This is a genomic window from Alcaligenes faecalis (genome assembly GCF_005311025.1).
Lineage (GTDB): Bacteria > Pseudomonadota > Gammaproteobacteria > Burkholderiales > Burkholderiaceae_B > Alcaligenes > Alcaligenes phenolicus.
Genome location: NZ_CP031747.1, coordinates 715,418 through 732,470, shown reverse-complemented (window position 1 = coordinate 732,470; position 17,053 = coordinate 715,418). Strand labels below are relative to the sequence as shown.

General features: G+C 56.0%; 15 protein-coding genes. 11 read left to right on the top strand and 4 right to left on the bottom strand.

Features of this window, described 5'->3' with window-relative positions:
* Positions 1-27: 27 nt before the first annotated feature.
* The gene (gene ugpB / locus D0C27_RS03375; RefSeq protein ID WP_009453953.1) at positions 28-1,335 is read right to left on the bottom strand and encodes a sn-glycerol-3-phosphate ABC transporter substrate-binding protein UgpB; all 1,308 of its coding nucleotides are present in this window, start codon (positions 1,333-1,335) and stop codon (positions 28-30) included.
* 178 nt (positions 1,336-1,513) lie between these two features.
* On the opposite strand from ugpB, the gene proC reads away from it, so the two are divergent.
* The 6 genes from proC (at position 1,514) to D0C27_RS03345 (ending at position 7,530) form a co-directional block, all read left to right on the top strand.
* Positions 1,514-2,353, top strand: coding sequence for a pyrroline-5-carboxylate reductase (gene proC / locus D0C27_RS03370; RefSeq protein ID WP_230940536.1), 840 nt, complete (start codon positions 1,514-1,516; stop codon positions 2,351-2,353).
* A gap of 335 nt (positions 2,354-2,688) precedes the next feature.
* Positions 2,689-3,810 carry a high-affinity branched-chain amino acid ABC transporter substrate-binding protein gene (locus D0C27_RS03365; RefSeq protein ID WP_060185068.1) on the top strand — a complete coding sequence of 374 codons (1,122 nt, stop codon included), beginning with the start codon at positions 2,689-2,691 and terminating at the stop codon, positions 3,808-3,810.
* A gap of 104 nt (positions 3,811-3,914) precedes the next feature.
* Complete coding sequence (gene livH / locus D0C27_RS03360) at positions 3,915-4,844, top strand: high-affinity branched-chain amino acid ABC transporter permease LivH (RefSeq protein ID WP_009453959.1); 930 nt, start codon at positions 3,915-3,917, stop codon at positions 4,842-4,844.
* On the top strand, positions 4,844-6,067 hold the full coding sequence (locus D0C27_RS03355; RefSeq protein WP_021446595.1) for a high-affinity branched-chain amino acid ABC transporter permease LivM: 1,224 nt from the start codon (positions 4,844-4,846) through the stop codon (positions 6,065-6,067). Before livH ends, D0C27_RS03355 begins: the two co-directional genes overlap by 1 nt.
* The gene (gene livG / locus D0C27_RS03350) at positions 6,064-6,828 is read left to right on the top strand and encodes a high-affinity branched-chain amino acid ABC transporter ATP-binding protein LivG (protein WP_035271558.1); all 765 of its coding nucleotides are present in this window, start codon (positions 6,064-6,066) and stop codon (positions 6,826-6,828) included. Before D0C27_RS03355 ends, livG begins: the two co-directional genes overlap by 4 nt.
* Positions 6,829-7,530, top strand: coding sequence for an ABC transporter ATP-binding protein (locus D0C27_RS03345; RefSeq protein ID WP_060185069.1), 702 nt, complete (start codon positions 6,829-6,831; stop codon positions 7,528-7,530). It begins immediately after the preceding gene.
* Between the two features lie 246 nt (positions 7,531-7,776).
* Here the strand turns inward: D0C27_RS03345 and D0C27_RS03340 are convergent, their stop codons facing one another.
* Positions 7,777-8,391 (bottom strand): glutathione S-transferase family protein, encoded by a 615-nt coding sequence (locus D0C27_RS03340; protein ID WP_060185070.1) that lies wholly within the window; start codon positions 8,389-8,391, stop codon positions 7,777-7,779.
* 60 nt (positions 8,392-8,451) lie between these two features.
* Positions 8,452-10,362 carry a S9 family peptidase gene (locus D0C27_RS03335; RefSeq protein WP_009453968.1) on the bottom strand — a complete coding sequence of 637 codons (1,911 nt, stop codon included), beginning with the start codon at positions 10,360-10,362 and terminating at the stop codon, positions 8,452-8,454.
* Positions 10,363-10,516: 154 nt separating this feature from the next.
* Here D0C27_RS03335 and D0C27_RS03330 point away from each other — a divergent pair, with 154 nt between their 5' ends.
* From D0C27_RS03330 to D0C27_RS03310, 5 genes are all read left to right on the top strand, one after another.
* Positions 10,517-11,488, top strand: a complete 972-nt coding sequence (locus D0C27_RS03330; protein WP_137430419.1) for a D-2-hydroxyacid dehydrogenase — start codon at positions 10,517-10,519, stop codon at positions 11,486-11,488.
* A 3-nt stretch (positions 11,489-11,491) separates the two neighbouring features.
* A complete protein-coding gene (locus tag D0C27_RS03325) occupies positions 11,492-12,280 on the top strand; it encodes an SDR family oxidoreductase (protein WP_137430418.1) in 789 nt (262 codons plus the stop codon).
* Between the two features lie 13 nt (positions 12,281-12,293).
* A complete protein-coding gene (locus tag D0C27_RS03320; RefSeq protein ID WP_060185072.1) occupies positions 12,294-13,337 on the top strand; it encodes a type I glyceraldehyde-3-phosphate dehydrogenase in 1,044 nt (347 codons plus the stop codon).
* Between the two features lie 50 nt (positions 13,338-13,387).
* A complete protein-coding gene (gene fumC / locus D0C27_RS03315; protein WP_026482570.1) occupies positions 13,388-14,785 on the top strand; it encodes a class II fumarate hydratase in 1,398 nt (465 codons plus the stop codon).
* A 128-nt stretch (positions 14,786-14,913) separates the two neighbouring features.
* Complete coding sequence (locus D0C27_RS03310) at positions 14,914-16,095, top strand: PQQ-dependent sugar dehydrogenase (RefSeq protein ID WP_240688302.1); 1,182 nt, start codon at positions 14,914-14,916, stop codon at positions 16,093-16,095.
* 4 nt (positions 16,096-16,099) lie between these two features.
* On the opposite strand, the gene D0C27_RS03305 is transcribed toward D0C27_RS03310, so the two are convergent.
* On the bottom strand, positions 16,100-16,888 hold the full coding sequence (locus D0C27_RS03305) for a class I SAM-dependent methyltransferase (RefSeq protein ID WP_052159377.1): 789 nt from the start codon (positions 16,886-16,888) through the stop codon (positions 16,100-16,102).
* Positions 16,889-17,053 lie beyond the last annotated feature (165 nt).

Genomic DNA, 17,053 nt, shown 5'->3' with positions numbered 1-17,053 from the left:
AAACCACCCGCGCAAGGCGGGCAGGGCTTACTTCACGCTCTTTTCAAAGCGCTCCAGCAGTTCGTTGCCACGACTTTGCATGGCTTTCAAACCTTCTTCAGGGGTGACTTTGCCAGCAAAAATCTGTTCCATCACCCCATCTTCGATGTCACGAATCTGTGGCAAGGAACCCAGACGAATGCCACGCGAATTCTCGGTGGTGCTGGCGTCCAGCTGTTTGACGGCAACATCTGCGCCCACGTTCTTGGCGTAGAAATCGGAGTCCTTTGTCTTTTCAAAGCCTGCTTTGGTCACAGGCACATAGCCGGTGTCCTGGTGCCAGGCCGCCGCTTGCTCAGGGCTGGAGATAAAGTGGAAGAATTCGGTCACGCCCTTGTAGACATCATCCGATTTCTTGGCAAAGACCCACAGGGAAGCACCACCAATAATGGAGTTCTGAGGCGCGCCTTGTACATCGCTGTAGTAGGGCAGGCTGCTGGTGCCAAATTCAAATTCGCCGGTTTTGATGATGTTGGCGCGGTTACCGCTGGAGCCGGTAAACATGCCGCACTTGCCGCTGGTAAACAGGGCGTTGGCCGTATCACCACGACCACCATAGGAGAAGGAACCATCCTTGGACATATTTGCCAGGAAAGTCATGTGCTTCAGGAACAGTGGGTTATCCAGCTGCAGACGAGCGCTGGGGCCGCCAAAGCCGTTGTTCTCGCTGGCAAAGGGGATGTTGTGCCAGGCGGCAAAGTTCTCCAGCAGAATCCAGGAGGGCCAGGAAGAGGTGTAGCCACACTCTTGACCGGACTCACGCAGTTTCTTGGCGGCTTCGTGCAGCTCCTGCCAGGTCTTGGGCGGCTTCTCGGCATCCAGGCCAGCTTTCTTGAAGGCGTCCTTGTTGTAGTACAGCACCGGGGTGGAGCTGTTAAAAGGCATGGAAATCAGCTTGCCTTCATTGGAGGAGTAGTAGCCGGCAACCGCACCCAGAAAGTCATCCGGGTTGATAGGTTTGCCCGCTTTCTCCGACATTTCCTGAACTGGTTGAATGGCGCCCTTGGCGGCCATCATGGTGGCAGTCCCCACCTCGAATACTTGCAAAATATCGGGGGCATTACCGGCACGGAAAGCGGCGACACCGGCGTTCATGGACTCGCCATAGTTGCCTTTATACGAGGCTTTAACCTGGTAGTCCGACTGAGATGCGTTAAAGTCTTTGACTAATGCATTAACCCGTTCGCCCAAGGCTCCTTCCATTGAATGCCAGAACTGAATTTCTGTGGCCGCTTGCGCAGTGCCGATAGAAGCAATCAGACCGGCTAGAGACAGAGCAAATAGTTTTGTTCGCATCAGGCTTTCTCCTGTATAAAAGGTGCCGCTAAGGTGTAGCAGGTTTTAAAACTCAAGCTTATGACTTGTTTATGACGCTCTCGTGAATGTATCCATGACAGCGTTATATAAGCAATGACTAATTACCCTCAAACGCTAAGAAAACGTGTCAGAGGACAGATTTTTAATGGGAGCGATGATGAATCCACACGATACCTCTTTTAAGCTGGCGTTTATTGGCGCGGGCAATATGGCCAGTGCCCTGGCGGCTGGTTTAATTGGGAAACGCTGCGGCGGCTCGGACGTTTTGGCGATTGATATTTACCCGCCCGCCCTGGAGTCGTGGGCCCAGCAAGGTGTACAAACCGCGTATGAACCCGGCCCGGCCTTGTCCAAGCAGCGTATCTGGGTTTTTGCCGTCAAGCCCCAGGTCATGAAAGAGACCGTACTGGCCTGCAAACCCTATCTGCAAGAGGACACCTTGGTGATCAGCGTGGCCGCTGGCATTCCGGCAACCGCTCTGGCCCAATGGCTGGGCGAACCCGGCCAGCCGTACCAGCGTGTAATCCGCTGTATGCCCAATACCCCGGCCTTTATTGGTTGTGGCATTACCGGCCTGATGGCCCTGGAACAAGTGGATGAAAGCGATAAAGCCATTGCGCAGCAATTGTTGAAATCCGTGGGGGAAGTGGTCTGGGTTGAAAATGATGCGGCCATTGATGCCGTCACGGCGGTTTCAGGCAGTGGTCCAGCTTACGTGTTTTTGTTCATCGAAGCTTTGATCAAAGCCGGTATCGAGCAAGGTTTGTCGCCAGAACAGGCCCGCCAGCTGTCCCTGGCAACGCTGCACGGTGCGACCCAGTTGGCCACCTTGTCGCCGGAAGAGCCCTCGGTCTTGCGCGAGCGCGTCACCTCCAAAGGGGGGACTACGGCAGCCGCCCTGAATATCTTTAACGAAGGCGGCTTTACACCACTGGTCCAAAAAGCAGTCAATGCTGCCAAAGTGCGTGCCGGAGAGCTGGCCCAAGAGTTTTCCTGATCCCCGGATTACTCCCTATAGCATCGTCAAAAATTGATATAGCGCAATAAAAAAGCAGTAAAAACAAAAAACAGGGGAGTTCTCAAGGGAGCTCCTCTTTTCTTTTATAAACAAGGCTTTTAGTATGCGAGCGGGTTTTGGAAACACCCTGTTAACAATGCCTCGTTATTTTCAAAATAAATAAGCAGGGCGCTAGGGCTTATACGAAGTGACAAGTTTTAGGCGGCTCCCCCAAAATGGGTTCCCCTGGAGCATAACAATGCCTATCCAGACCCCAGAATAAGCACTTTCTAAAAAGCAATGCCGGGAACCCCCGGCCTCGGGAGACAGCTGCTATGACCCTTACTCGACGCTTTACCCCCGCTCTGACCGCCTTGGCCACCGTACTGGCCATGGGCACCGCCTATGCGGCGGACACCATCAAAATTGGTATCCCTCAACCCATGACTGGTCCCTCCACCCAATATGGTGACCAAATCCAGGCCGGTGCATTGACCGCAATTGACGCGATTAACGCAGCAGGGGGTGTCAAAGGCAAAAAGCTGGAAGCCGTCCTGATTGACGATGCGTGCGAACCCAAACAGGCTGTGCCTGCAGCCAACCGTGTGGTCAACTCCGGCGCGAAATTCGCCGTGGCCCACGCGTGCTCGGGAACCACGGTGCCTGCCGTGAATATTTACGAGCAGGAAGGCATTGTGGCGATTACTCCCGGTGCGACCTCGCCTCTGGTCACCGACACTATCAAGCCCCATTACTTTTTCCGCACCATTGGTCGTGACGACCAGCAAGGCCCCTTTGCGGCCGACTACATTGCTGACGTCCTCAAGCCCAAGAGCATTGCCGTCCTGCACGACAAGCAGACTTACGGCTCCGGTGTTGCCACGCAAGTGCGTGACGCGCTCAAGAAAAAGAACATGAACATTGTCATGTACGAGGGCATTAACGTCGGTGACAGCGATTACTCGGCCGTAATCACCAAGCTCAAGGGCGTGAACCCCGATCTGATTTATTTCGGTGGTTACCATGCCGAGCTGGGCCTGCTGCTGCGTCAGGCGCGTGAACAAGGCATGACCAACACCTTCATGGGTCCGGAAGGCGTTGCCAACCGCGATCTGGTCGCCATTGCCGGTCCGGCAGTGGAAGGCTTGCTGGTGACCTTGCCAACCGACTTCACCAAGATGCCGGCCAACAAGGATGTGATGGAAAACTTCAGCAAATACAAGCGCAATCCTAACGGGGCCTTTACCTTCCCGGCCTACGCGGCCGTGCAAATTATTGCCGATACAATCAACGCGGTAGGCGAGGATTCGACCAAGGGGGCCGACTACATGCACGCAAATGCGTTCGATACCGCCATTGGCAAGGTAGAATACGACGCCAAGGGTGATTTGAAGCATTTCGAATTTGCCGTTTTCAAGTGGGATAAAGAAGGTAACTTTGATCTAGTTGAGAAATAAGACTGGATTATGTGCCCCCGCTCTTTACGAAGAACGGGGGCATTGCTTTTGGATGCCCACAAAGCCTCAGAACAAAACGACGGACTCAACGGAAAAAAACAAGCATGTCTGATTTACTCCCTCAGATCGTGCAGCAGCTGTTCAATGGATTATCCTTGGGCGCTATTTATGCACTGATCGCCATCGGCTACACAATGGTCTATGGCATTATCGGAATGATTAACTTTGCCCACGGCGAGATCTACATGATCGGCGCCTATGTCGGGCTGGTAACCCTGACTGCGATTGGCGTAGGCTCGGGTCTGCCCATCTGGCTGATCATTCTTATCATGTTGCTGGTTGCCATTCTGGTAACCGCCGTTTACGGCTATGCGATTGAAAAAGTCGCCTATGCGCCGCTGCGTGGCAGCCCTCGGCTGGTCCCGCTGATCTCGGCCATTGGTATGTCCATTTTCTTGCAGAACTGGGTTGCCCTGGGCCAGGGCGCACGCGATATGGCAGTGCCCACCTTGCTGTCCGGCTCCTTTCAGTTCAGCCTGGGCGCAGACGGCTTTACCGTCACGGCGCCATACTCACGCGTCATGATCATTGTCGTGACCGTGGTGCTGATGATCATGCTCAGCCTCTACATCAAGTACTCGCGTCTGGGTCGCGCCTCGCGTGCATGTTCACAAGACTTGCGCATGGCCAACCTGCTGGGTATCGACACCAATAAAATCATCTCCTTTACCTTTGTCATCGGCGCCATGCTGGCTGCCGTGGGCGGCGTGCTGATTGCCACCGCCATTGGCAAGCTGAACCCCTTCATCGGCTTTATTGCCGGTATCAAGGCCTTTACGGCAGCCGTGCTGGGCGGTATTGGCAGCATCCCGGGCGCCATGCTGGGCGGTGTCCTGCTGGGTCTGGCAGAAACCTTTGCCGCTGCCTTTATTTCGTCGCAGTACAAGGACATCGTGGCCTTTTTACTGTTGGTCTTTATCCTGCTGTTCCGCCCAACGGGCCTGCTGGGTAAACCCGAGGTGGAGAAAGTCTGATGATGAACCGCTTTAGCAATGCATTTATCGCCGCTGTCTTGGCAGGCATTATTGTGGCTCCCGTCTTTGGCCTGCAAATTGTGCGCGCCGGGATGAACACCCATCTGGAAAGCGATTGGCAGATCATTCTGATCGGTATGGCACTGGTCTTTGTGGTCCAGCTGATCCGTCCTAACGTCAATCGCACCAAGATACGTGAAAGCCGCTGGACGCTGCCCAAACTGAGCATGCAGCACAAGAAGATCCTGCTGTACATCGTGATCGCTTGTGCCGTGGTCTGGCCCTTTTTTGGTGGGCGTGCCCAGGTGGATATTGCCACCCTGGTGCTGATCTACATCATGCTGGGCCTGGGGCTGAATATCGTGGTGGGCTTTGCCGGCCTGCTGGACCTGGGTTTTGTGGGCTTTTACGCCGTGGGCGCCTACACTTACGCCTTGCTCTATCACTACGCAGGCTGGGGCTTCTGGGAAGCACTGCCATTAGCGGGTGGTATGGCGGCCCTGTTCGGCTTTCTGCTGGGTTTCCCCGTGCTGCGCTTGCGTGGCGACTATCTGGCTATCGTCACCCTGGGTTTTGGTGAAATCATTCGCCTCTTGCTCATTAATATGTATGACCTGACCGGCGGCCCGGATGGCATCTCCGGTATCCCCAAGCCAACCGTATTCGGTTTCCCCATGGCACGCCGTGCGCCAGAAGGGCAGACCACCTTCCATGACCTGATGGGCTGGACCTTCAGTAACCAGGACGTGGTGGTGTATCTGTACTTGATGGCCCTGGCGCTGGCCCTGATCACCTTGCTGGTCTCCAGCCGTGTGGTGCGCATGCCTATTGGTCGTGCCTGGGAAGCCCTGCGCGAGGACGAGATTGCTTGCCGTTCGCTGGGCCTGAACCCCACTTCCATCAAACTGTCCGCCTTTACCATGGGCGCCATGTTTGCCGGTTTTGGTGGTGCTTTCTTTGCCGCCCGTCAGGGTCTGGTCAACCCAGAGTCCTTCACCTTTATTGAATCCGCCTTGATCCTGGCCATCGTGGTGCTGGGTGGTATGGGTTCACAAATCGGCGTCATTCTGGCTGCTATTGTGCTGACAGTGGTCCCTGAATTGGCCCGAGAGTTCGCGGAGTATCGGATGTTGATTTTTGGTCTGGTCATGGTGGCCATGATGGTTTGGCGTCCACAGGGCCTGCTGCCTGTGCAACGTCCTCATGTGGAGTTGCGTACATGAGCCCATTACTCCGAGTATCCGATCTGTCGATGCGTTTTGGTGGCTTGCTGGCGGTGGATTCCGTCAGCTTCGATGTGGCTAAAGACGAAGTGTTTGCCATCATCGGCCCCAACGGCGCCGGTAAAACCACGGTGTTTAACTGCGTAGGCGGCTTTTACAAGCCCACCTCCGGTTCCGTCACCCTGGAAGACCAGCCCATCCACGGCCTGTCCAGCCACAAGGTGGCACAAAAAGGCCTGGTACGTACCTTCCAGAACGTGCGTCTGTTCAAGAAGCTGACGGTGCTGGAGAACCTGCTGGTTGCCCAGCACAGCCAGCTCAAGGCCGGCTTTTTGTCCGGTCTGCTGAACCTGTCACGCTACAAGCAATCCGAAAAGGAAGCTAAAGAGCGTGCGGTGACATGGCTGGACTTCATGGGCCTGACCGATATGGCCAACCGTGAAGCGGGCAACCTGGCCTACGGCCACCAGCGCCGCCTGGAAATTGCACGTTGCATGATCACCCAGCCGCGCTTGCTGATGCTGGACGAACCTGCGGCGGGCCTGAATCCCCAAGAAAAACGCGATCTGCAAGCCCTGATCGACCAACTGCGCCGCGAATTTGGCGTGGCCGTCCTGCTGATCGAGCACGATATGAGCCTGGTTATGGGCGTATCAGACCGGATCCTGGTTATGGAATATGGCAAACCCATTGCCACCGGCCTGCCTGAAGAAGTGCGCAATGATCCGCGCGTCATCAAAGCCTATCTGGGGGAAGAATAAGTGCTGAAGCTGGACTCCGTATCTACCCATTACGGCGCTATTCAGGCGCTGGATCAAGTTAGCGTGGACGTGAATCAGGGCGAGATCGTCACCCTGATTGGCGCGAACGGCGCTGGCAAAACCACCTTGCTCATGACCGTTTGCGGCTCGCCCCGAGCCAGCTCGGGCAGCATCAGCTTCATGGGCGAGGACATCACCCACGCCGATACGCACCGCATCATGCGCAAAGGCATCGCCATCTCTCCTGAAGGCCGTCGCGTCTTTCCAGACCTGACCGTGTCGGAAAACCTGAAGATGGGCGGTTTCTTTCTGAACCGCAGCGAGATCGACGAAGGAGAGGACCACGTCTACAAACTGTTCCCCCGCCTGAAAGAGCGCGCTACGCAACGAGCAGGAACCATGTCAGGTGGTGAGCAGCAAATGCTGGCCATCGGTCGCGCACTGATGAGCAAACCGTCCTTGCTGCTGCTGGACGAACCTACCTTGGGCCTGGCCCCGCTGATCATCGCCCAGATCTTTGACATCATCCGTACCATTCGCGATGAAGGCGTGACGGTGTTTCTGGTAGAACAAAACGCCAATAAGGCCCTGCAAGTTGCAGACCGTGGCTATGTGCTGGAAACCGGCAAGGTAGTGATGCAGGATACCGGCGCCAATCTGCTGGCAAATCCGGATATTCGGAAGGCGTATTTGGGGGCTTAGACTGCCAGCGAATGCAGCCTCAAAGCGGTAGAGCGTCATCGATTTAAAGCACGCTTTAATTTACGTGCTTGAAAAAAACCTGAATCTCAGCTTTTGCTGGATTCAGGTTTTTTTTATTCGGGTGACAAGTCAGAACAAGGCCATTCGCACCAGAACTAAAAGCTGTCGATATGCTTGCCGGACGCTTCAGGGGAGCAGAACACGACAGCATCCCCTGAAACCTGATATCGCTAGCTGCGAAACGACTTAATCCTTCAACAAGCCTTCGCCGCGCAGTGCCGCCTTCACACCTTCGTTCTGCTCCATGCGAGCAAAGAAAGCGTTCAGGTTCTTCATGCCCGACAGGTCCAGCTTCATCAGAGCAGCCCAGCGCAGTACCACGTACAGGTAAGCATCAGCCACGGACAAGGAGCCCGACAAGGTTTCTTTGCCTTCCAGGTGCTTGTCGATCACGCCCAGTTGCTTAGTCAGCAAGGCAGCGGTTTTGGCCTTGACTTCGGCCTGGGTCGCTTCCTGATCCGCGTAGCGATGCGTACCGAACACCACGCCCACGTTACGGTGGATTTCGGCGTTCAGGAAGGCCAGCCAACGGCGGGCTTCAAAGCGTTGTTCGATGGTGCTGCCAATCAAATTGGCTTGCGGGTTCTTCTCGTTCAGGTATTCCAGAATGGCGATGCTTTGTGTCAGAACCAGATCACCATCGACCAGAACAGGCACAGCGCCGTTGGGGTTCAGTTTCAGGAATTCTTCTTGCTGCAGTTCGTCACGGCTGACGCGCTGGGATTCAAACGGCTTGCCTATCCACTCCAATGCAATGCGGGTCACCAAAGGACAAGCACCAGTCATGTAATACAGTTTCATAAGTTCTCTTTCCAAAAGTGCGATAAACAAATGGCGCGAGCATGTCGCGCCACTCCAAAATCATCGAGGCTGCAGGTGGCGAGCCAGGAAGCGCTCCATACGCTCGTAAAACTCGAACTTGTTCTCGTCGTTATGGAAGCCGTGGCCTTCGTTATCCTTGACCATGTACTCCACATCCACACCACGCGCTTTCAAAGCGGCAACCATCTGATCACTTTCTGCCTTGTTCACCCGTGGGTCGTGTGCGCCCTGGGCGATAAATAAGGGAGTGCGGATCTTGTCGGCATGTAAAACGGGGGAGTTGGCTTCCAGCAGCTCTTTATCCTTTTCCGGATCACCTACCATGGCGTGCATTTTTACCAGCAAAGGCTTCCAGTACGGCGGGATGGTATTCATGAAGGTCAGCAAGTTGGACACGCCCACATAGTCCACTGCTGCGGCGTACAAGTCCGGGGTTTTCACGATACCGGCCAAGGTCGCGTATCCACCGTAGCTGGCGCCGTAAATGGCGATGCGCTTGGGGTCAGCAATCTTTTGATCAATCAGCCACTGAACGCCATCGGTAATGTCGTCCTGCATGCTCAGGCCCCATTGCTTGAAACCCGCTTCCCAGAACTTGCGTCCATAACCGGTCGAACTACGGAAGTTGATTTGCAAGACGGCGTAGCCACGGTTGGCCAGAAACTGCACCTCGGGGTTAAAGCCCCAGTAATCACGCGCCCACGGGCCGCCGTGCGGGTTGATGACCACAGGCAGATTACGGCTGGGGACACCCAAAGGCAGGCTCAGGTAGCCGTGAATCTTCATGCCGTCACGTGCCGTAAATTCGATAGGGTGCATGACCGCCATATCGCTTTCAGGCAAGGCACTGTTGATTACAGCCAGTTTGTGCAAGCTATTGCTGTCCACATCGTAAAGGTAGCGTGAACCTGGATTGCGATCGCTGTAGCTGGCCACAATCATTTTCTTTTCATCGCGTGTGATGGACTGAATGCTGATCTCGTAGCCCGGCAATTGGCGGGCGATGGCGGCGTGGATTTTCTCGCTGTGCTCGTCAAAGAAATGCTGACCGGGTTTGTCGGTGTAATAATCCACCGAAGTCAACACCTGACGCAGGCGAGAATAGCCAGCTCCCATCAGATCGTGATCGGGTAATTCGTAGATTTTTTCTTCTTCATCCGGCTTGGCAGGGTCAATCAAGACCAAGGCCAAGGTGTCACGACCACGGTTGCTCAAGGCGTAGAAGCGCTGATTGTCGGCATGAAAAAAGAGAGGGCTGACTTCCGTGCGGAAGTCCGTTTGCAAAATGCTGCGGAACGGCTCGGAATCGCTGTCGCGATAACGCAGTTCGGAATCCACACCCGAGATCGAAATCGCCATGCGCACCCGACCTTGATGATCTGTGCTCCAGCCCAGTACATCACCGGGGTTCTCGGCCGCCAATGTGCTTTCACCGGTCAGGACATTGACCTTGTAGACGTCGAATACTTCCGGATTACGGCCGTTGTGCGACACCAGAATATGCTCCGGGTCGTCCGGCAAATCGTCCTGCACCCCGGCACGTACGCCTTCCAGCGGCGTCAGGTCCGTGACTTTGCCAGTCAGCACGTTCACAGCCAGAACGTGATAGTTCTCGTCGCCGTTCACGTCCTTGGCATAAATAACGGTTTCATCGCCTTTCCAGAAGTACTCGGCAATATCGCGCTGATGTTCGGCGGTGACGCGGCGAGCCTCGCCCACAGGCTCACTGCCTTTTAACTCTTGCACAAAGATATTCTGACGGGCGGGGTGGCCGTCGATCTTGACGGGCTCCATAAAGCCGATCATGCGCCCCTGATCCGAAATCCGGAAACCGCTACGCTTGGGATTCTGAAAAAAGTCCCGAATGTCGTACAGTGGGGGAGTGGTGCTCGCGACGTTATCCGGTATCAGGGCGTGGGCGCCCAAAGAGAGCAAGAGGGACAAGAGCATAAGCAATAACCTATAAAACAGGGTTATGAGGGTGAGACCAGGGACAAGCCTGTATCAATCCCATTACTATATCGGATGATGGTCCCAAGCAAAGGCAAGAACCCTCTGAAAATAGGGCCAGAATGCCAGGGGCAGCTCAAGGACAAGGACAGGCATGACTTCTTTGACTCGTATCGTTTTTCTGGATAGGGAAACACTGTCAGACAGCGTAGAGCTGCCGCAGGTTCCCTTTAAGCATGAACTGCAAGTTTACGGACGTACCGCTCCCGATCAAGTGGCCGAACGTATTGCCGATGCCGACATTGTCATCAGCAATAAAGTGGCTCTACGCCGCGAGCATTTGCAGGCCGCGCCCAACTTGAAAATGATCGCATTGGCCGCCACGGGTAGCGACAATATTGATCTGGATGCCGCCCGTGAACGCGGCATTGTGGTCAGCAATATCCGCGACTACGCCGTGCGCAGTGTTCCGGAGCACGTTTTTGCGCTGATCTTTGCCTTGCGCCGCAATATCTGCGCCTACCGCCAGTCCGTCAAGGAAGGCCGCTGGCAAGAAGCCCAGCAGTTCTGTTATTTCGACTATCCCATCCGTGATCTGGCAGGCTCCACCTTAGGGCTGATTGGCTCTGGGTCTCTGGGGCAGGCCGTCGCCACCATGGGGCGAGCCCTGGGCATGAAAGTCATCTTTGCTCAACGCCGTGGCCAGACCATCGTCAGCAATGCGGATGACCGCTTGCCCTTTGAGCAAGTGCTGGAGCAAGCCGACGTCCTCTCCCTGCATTGCCCCCTGACTGCTGAAACACAAAACATGCTGGGCATGGCCGAGTTCGAGCGTATGGCCGAACGCCGCCCCTTGCTGATCAATACCGCCCGTGGCGGGCTGATCGACAATCAGGCACTGGAGCACGCCTTGCGGCAGGGCTGGCTGGGTGGTGCAGGCATTGATGTTTGCACGCCCGAGCCGCCACCCGCTGACCATATCCTGATGCGCTTGTTAGACTTACCCAATTACATTTTGACGCCGCATATAGGCTGGGCCAGTCAGGAGGCCATGCAGGCCTTGGCAAACCAGTTGATCGAAAACATTGTTGCTTTCCACCGTGGCCAAGCACGCCATACGCTGTAAATAATGACTGATTTAAGCTCCTATCAAGCCAATTTCTCCCTCGCTGGTCGCTGTGCGCTGGTGACCGGCTCGTCCGCCGGTCTGGGCCTGGAAATCGCCCGTGCCTACGCCGCCCATGGCGCCCATGTGATTTTGCATGGTCGTAAGGCCAGTAAACTCCTGCCTCTTGCCAACGAGCTTGAAGCTGGCGGTGCCCAGGTGGATACCTGGGAACATGATCTGGCCGATCTGGACTCCTTGCCAGACTCCTATCAAGCCCTATGCCAGCGCGTCGGCACTCCCGATATTCTGGTGAACAATGTGGGCGTGCGACTACGCAGCCGCTTGCAGGATGCCGATTGGGGCGATGTGGAGCATTTGCTGAATGTAGACCTGCTGGCTACGCTGAAACTGTCCAAGTACGCGGCCCAAGCCATGCTCGAGGCTCAGACCCGGCACGGCCGTATTGTGACCTTGACCTCCATTGCAGGCCCGCTGGCTCGCCCCGGCGACGCCATTTACCCCGTTGCCAAGCAGGGTCTGGCCGGCATGGTACGAGCACTGGCCGTAGAATTTGGCGGGCAGGGCATTACCAGCAATGGCATCGCCCCCGGCACCTTTGCCACGGAAACCAATGCCGCCCTGGCTCAAGACCCCGTCAAAGGTCCTTTAGTGGTTGGCCGCAACCCTTTGGGACGCTGGGCCAAGCCGGACGAAATCCGCGCTGCCGCTGTGTTTCTGGCCTCTCCGGCTGCTTCCTATGTCAATGGCCATATCGTGGTTGTAGACGGCGGTTTCTCCATTACTTTCTGATTGTTCCCTGACCATGCCGCTACCTCGTCCCATCCGCATCGCGATTAATGGCTATGGCCGCATAGGCCGTTGCCTGCTGCGCGCCATTTACGAATCCCCACGACGCCAGGAATTTGATGTCGTGGTCATTAACGAGCCCGCCACCATAGCCACCATGGCGTATCTGACGCGCTTTGATTCGACCCACGGCGTATTTCCGGCCCAGGTAGAGCACAACGAGCACGAGCTGATTGTGGGGGATAAGGCCATCCGGGTGCTGCATGAAACCGACCCGAAATCCATAGACTGGGCGGCGCTGGATCTGGACATGCTGATCGAATGCAGTGGTGCCTTTGGCAGTCGAGCCCAGCTGCAGCAATTTCTGGACGCCGGTTGCCCGCGTGTGCTGGTATCCAATCCCGGCAATAGTGCCCAGGACGTGGATTTCACCGCTGTGCTGGGTATTAACCATGAACAGTTGCAAGGCGACGAACGGATTGTCTCCAACGCCTCCTGCACCACCAATGCCATCATCCCGGTTCTGGCTGAACTGGATAAGACTTTCGGCATACGCCACGCCTTTTTAAGCACGCTGCACTCGGTCATGAACGATCAACCCATGATCGACGGCTACCACAGCAGCGATCTGGCCCGCACCCGTTCCGCCTTGCAATCCATGATTCCAGTCTCTACCGGGCTGGCAACTGGCGTAGAGCGGCTGTTACCGCAACTAAAAGGCAAAGTTCAGGCCAAATCCATACGCGTCCCTATCTTGAACGTGTCGGCCATTGATCTGATGGTCAACCTGGAACGCGACACCAGCCGGGATGAAATCAACCAGTTGTTCCAGAAAGCGGCGCAGCAATGGCCTGGTATTCTGGACTACTCCGATCAGGCCCATGCCTCGATCGACTTCAATCACAACCCGCACTCCGGTGTGGTGGACGGCTCGCAAACCCGAACCAATGGGGACGGGCTGGTCAATATGCTGGTCTGGTTTGACAACGAATGGGGGTTTTCCAACCGCATGCTTGATATTGCCTGTGTGTGGGCTGCGCGCTTCTTGCGCCAGCCGTGAACACCCCATTTTCAAACTGAACTGTCTTCCGAATTCTTACAGGAGCCATGATGAGTACGACACGTATTGAACAGGATTCCATGGGAACCATTGAGGTTCCCGCCGACCACTATTGGGGCGCGCAGACACAGCGCTCGATCCAGAACTTCCCAATTGGCCGTGACCGCTTCCAGTGGGGCCGCAGCATGATCGAATCGCTGGGCATCCTGAAAAAATCCACAGCCTTGGCCAACCAGGAACTGGGCGAATTGCCCGACGAGCTGGCCCAGCTGATTGTCAAAGCGGCTGATGAAGTGATTGCAGGCCAGTGGGATACCGAGTTCCCATTGGTCGTGTTCCAGACCGGTTCTGGTACGCAAAGCAATATGAACGTGAACGAGGTGATCTCCAACCGCGCCATTGAGCTGGCTGGTGGCGAGAAGGGCAGCAAAAAGCCCGTCCACCCGAATGACCACGTGAACCGCGGCCAATCCTCCAACGATACTTTCCCCACCGCCATGTACATCGCTGTGGGTCTGGAATGTCAGCGCCGCCTGCGCAAAGACGTAGGTCAGCTGCGCGACACCCTGGCCGCCAAAGCCAAACAATTCAACAGCATTGTGAAAACCGGCCGTACCCACTTGCAAGATGCCACGCCCATCACGCTGGGCCAGGAAATTGGTGCCTGGGTGGCGCAGATTGATTTCGGCCTGCAAACCGTGGACAAGGCTCTGGACGGTATCTACCAACTGGCGATTGGCGGCACCGCCGTGGGTACGGGTCTGAACGCCCACCCTCAGTTTGGCGAACGCACAGCAGCCCATATTGCCAAGATCACAGGCCTGCCATTCCAGGCGGCTGAAAACAAGTTCTTTGCGCTGTCGGCTCACGACGCGCTGGTGAATCTGTCCGCCTCCCTGCGTACCCTGGCCGGTGCCTTGATGAAGATGGCTAACGACGTGCGCTGGCTGGCCAGCGGCCCTCGCTGCGGGATTGGCGAGCTGCAAATTCCCGAGAACGAGCCCGGTTCCTCCATCATGCCCGGGAAGGTCAACCCCACTCAGTGCGAAGCGCTGACCATGGTGGCCGTGCAGGTGTACGGTAACGACGCGGCGGTGGGCTTTGCCGGCAGCCAGGGCAATTTCCAGTTGAACGTCTACAAACCTGTGATGGTGCACAATGTGCTGGAAAGCATTGCCCTGATCAGCGACGCATGCCTGGCTTTTGACGAGCATTGCGCTCAAGGTCTGGAGCCTGTCATGGAAAAGATCCAGCACAATCTGGACCAGAACCTGATGCTGGTCACCGCCCTGAACCGTCACATCGGCTACGACAAGGCCGCCTACATCGCCAAGACAGCCCACAAGGAAGGCCTGACCCTGCGTGAGTCCGCCCTGAAATCCGGCTATCTGACTAACGAGCAGTACGATCAGTGGATTGTGCCACTGGATATGACCCACCCAGGCTAAATTCAGCCTCGCTTGTGCTTGAGCGTATTCGCCCCTTCAGTGGGGCGAATACGTAAACAGCGTAGCCATTTGTCCCTATGAAAGAGTAGGGGAGTGTTCCATCCCACCTATCTGCCTTTCACTGCCTTATGCGTATAAAGAAAACCTTCAGTTTGTCCTCTGCATTTGCAGCCACCGTGCTGGGCCTGGCCGTAGCCACGGCCTCAGTATCGGCCCAGGCACAATCTGAACCTGTTCCTGCCATCAGCGGACCGGCTGTCTCGGTTGAGACCCTGGTCAGTGGGCTGGAACACCCTTGGGCCATGGCTTTTTTGCCCAACAATGCCGGCATTCTGATTACCGAGCGCCCAGGCCGCCTGCGTGTTTGGACTCAAGAAAACGGCTTGTCCGAACCGATTGCCGGTGTGCCTAAAGTCCATGCGCAATCCCAGGGGGGCTTGCTGGATGTCGCTCTGGCCCCGGATTTTTTCCGTAGCCGCCGTATTTATCTGGCTTATGCCGAGCGCCGCGACAAACAAAACTCGGCCACCACCGTCGGTTATGGCGTGCTGTCGTCGGACCTGAAACGTATCGACGCCTTCCGCCCGATTTTCCGTCAGGAGCCTGCCTTGTCCACGGGGCAGCACTATGGTGTGCGCATGGCCTTTGATCCCGGTGGACGAGACCTGTATATCGCCCTGGGCGAGAACAATCAGCCGGCCACGGCTCAGCAACTGGATCACCTGCAAGGTAAAGTCGTGCGTATCCGCCCGGATGGCATTGTGCCGCGCGACAATCCTTTCCGCAGTCAACGTGGTGCCAGAGCAGAAATCTGGAGCTATGGCCACCGCAACCCGCAAGGCATGGCCTGGAACCCTTGGACAAACGAGTTGTGGGTGGCTGAACATGGCCCGCAAGGCGGCGATGAACTGAACCGGATTCAAGCCGGCGCCAACTATGGCTGGCCCTTGCGTACCGAAGGGCAAGGCTATGACGGCAAACCCATTCCCAACGCCAGCCCCACACCGCTTGAGGGGCTGACCGAGCCTTTCCACTACTGGTCAGTCTCGCCCGCCATCAGCGGCATGGCTTTCTATAACAACGAACGCGTCCCGGGCTGGCAGCACAGCCTGTTTGTAGGTGCCTTGAAAGAACAAGCCTTGATTCGTCTGGAATTTGACGAAGAGGACGGCCACATCGTCGGTGAAGAGCGCTTGCTGCAAGACTTGAAGCAGCGTATCCGAGATGTGCGTGTCGGGTCGGATGGCGATGTTTATGTGCTGACCGACGAAAGCAACGGCCAACTACTGCGCATTCAGCCCAAGTCCTGAAGCTTTAAACAGGTTTGCGACTGCGCGTCGCAATAAAACTGGGCAGGTATTTCTCGATCTCAAAGCGTGGGGCGGGGTGCATTTCTTCGATGTAATCGACCAAATACAAACCCGCTTCCAGCTGCCCGCCAATCTGCTGCGCCAAGGAGTGCCCAAAAATCAAAGGCTCCATGCGTGCCTGCTTGGCTTGCCGTGCTTCGGCGTCCAGGCTGCTCAAATCCGAGTAAGGCACCGTGAATTTAGGGCGAATCAAACCTTGCTGGGCGTAACTAGGATCTCGATCCGCAATAAACACAGCCGGATTAAAGAAGCTGGACAGCAAATGCCCACCCGGACGCAGAACACGAGCGCATTCTTTCCAGACCAGGCTGATATCAGGCACATACTGGTTAGAGACCGGGTGCAAGATCAGATCAAAACTCTCGGCCCCAAAGCGCGACAAATCGCACATATCACCTTGTTCGATCTGCAAGGACAAGCCATCACGCTCGGCCACCATACGGTCTTTATCCAGCTGTCCGGCCGACAGATCAAACACCGTTACCGAGGCCCCGGCAGCGGCCAGAATGGGGGCTTGCTGCCCACCCGCACTGGCCAGGCACAGAACGGATTTGCCTTGAACATCACCTAACCAATCCGCAGGAACAGGCGAGGGCAGCAAATGCACTTGCCATTGCCCGCGACGGGCTTGTTCAACCTGCTCGCTGCTGACAGGCAAGGACCAGGGGCTCTCTGTTTGCGCTTGTTTGTCCCAGGCGCGGGCATTGTGATCGAGTAAAGAGGGATCTGACATAAGTAGTTCTTTTATAGTCACTATCACTGTATTGAAACACAGCCCTATCTTGCCCGGCGGCGAACTGGCGATTTTTTTATACCCTCAAGCTCTAAAGAAAACGCCAACCCTCGGTTTAAGACTATAAAAAAGGCCGTCTCAAGGACGGCCTTTACAGACTGAACA

Coding starts and splice junctions, on each gene's coding strand:
- ugpB (WP_009453953.1), bottom strand. CDS start 1,335: ATGCGAACAAAACTATTTGCTCTGTCTCTAGCCGGTCTGATTGCTTCT.
- proC (WP_230940536.1), top strand. CDS start 1,514: ATGAATCCACACGATACCTCTTTTAAGCTGGCGTTTATTGGCGCGGGC.
- D0C27_RS03365 (WP_060185068.1), top strand. CDS start 2,689: ATGACCCTTACTCGACGCTTTACCCCCGCTCTGACCGCCTTGGCCACC.
- livH (WP_009453959.1), top strand. CDS start 3,915: ATGTCTGATTTACTCCCTCAGATCGTGCAGCAGCTGTTCAATGGATTA.
- D0C27_RS03355 (WP_021446595.1), top strand. CDS start 4,844: ATGATGAACCGCTTTAGCAATGCATTTATCGCCGCTGTCTTGGCAGGC.
- livG (WP_035271558.1), top strand. CDS start 6,064: ATGAGCCCATTACTCCGAGTATCCGATCTGTCGATGCGTTTTGGTGGC.
- D0C27_RS03340 (WP_060185070.1), bottom strand. CDS start 8,391: ATGAAACTGTATTACATGACTGGTGCTTGTCCTTTGGTGACCCGCATT.
- D0C27_RS03335 (WP_009453968.1), bottom strand. CDS start 10,362: ATGCTCTTGTCCCTCTTGCTCTCTTTGGGCGCCCACGCCCTGATACCG.
- D0C27_RS03330 (WP_137430419.1), top strand. CDS start 10,517: ATGACTTCTTTGACTCGTATCGTTTTTCTGGATAGGGAAACACTGTCA.
- D0C27_RS03325 (WP_137430418.1), top strand. CDS start 11,492: ATGACTGATTTAAGCTCCTATCAAGCCAATTTCTCCCTCGCTGGTCGC.
- D0C27_RS03320 (WP_060185072.1), top strand. CDS start 12,294: ATGCCGCTACCTCGTCCCATCCGCATCGCGATTAATGGCTATGGCCGC.
- fumC (WP_026482570.1), top strand. CDS start 13,388: ATGAGTACGACACGTATTGAACAGGATTCCATGGGAACCATTGAGGTT.
- D0C27_RS03310 (WP_240688302.1), top strand. CDS start 14,914: ATGCGTATAAAGAAAACCTTCAGTTTGTCCTCTGCATTTGCAGCCACC.
- D0C27_RS03305 (WP_052159377.1), bottom strand. CDS start 16,888: ATGTCAGATCCCTCTTTACTCGATCACAATGCCCGCGCCTGGGACAAA.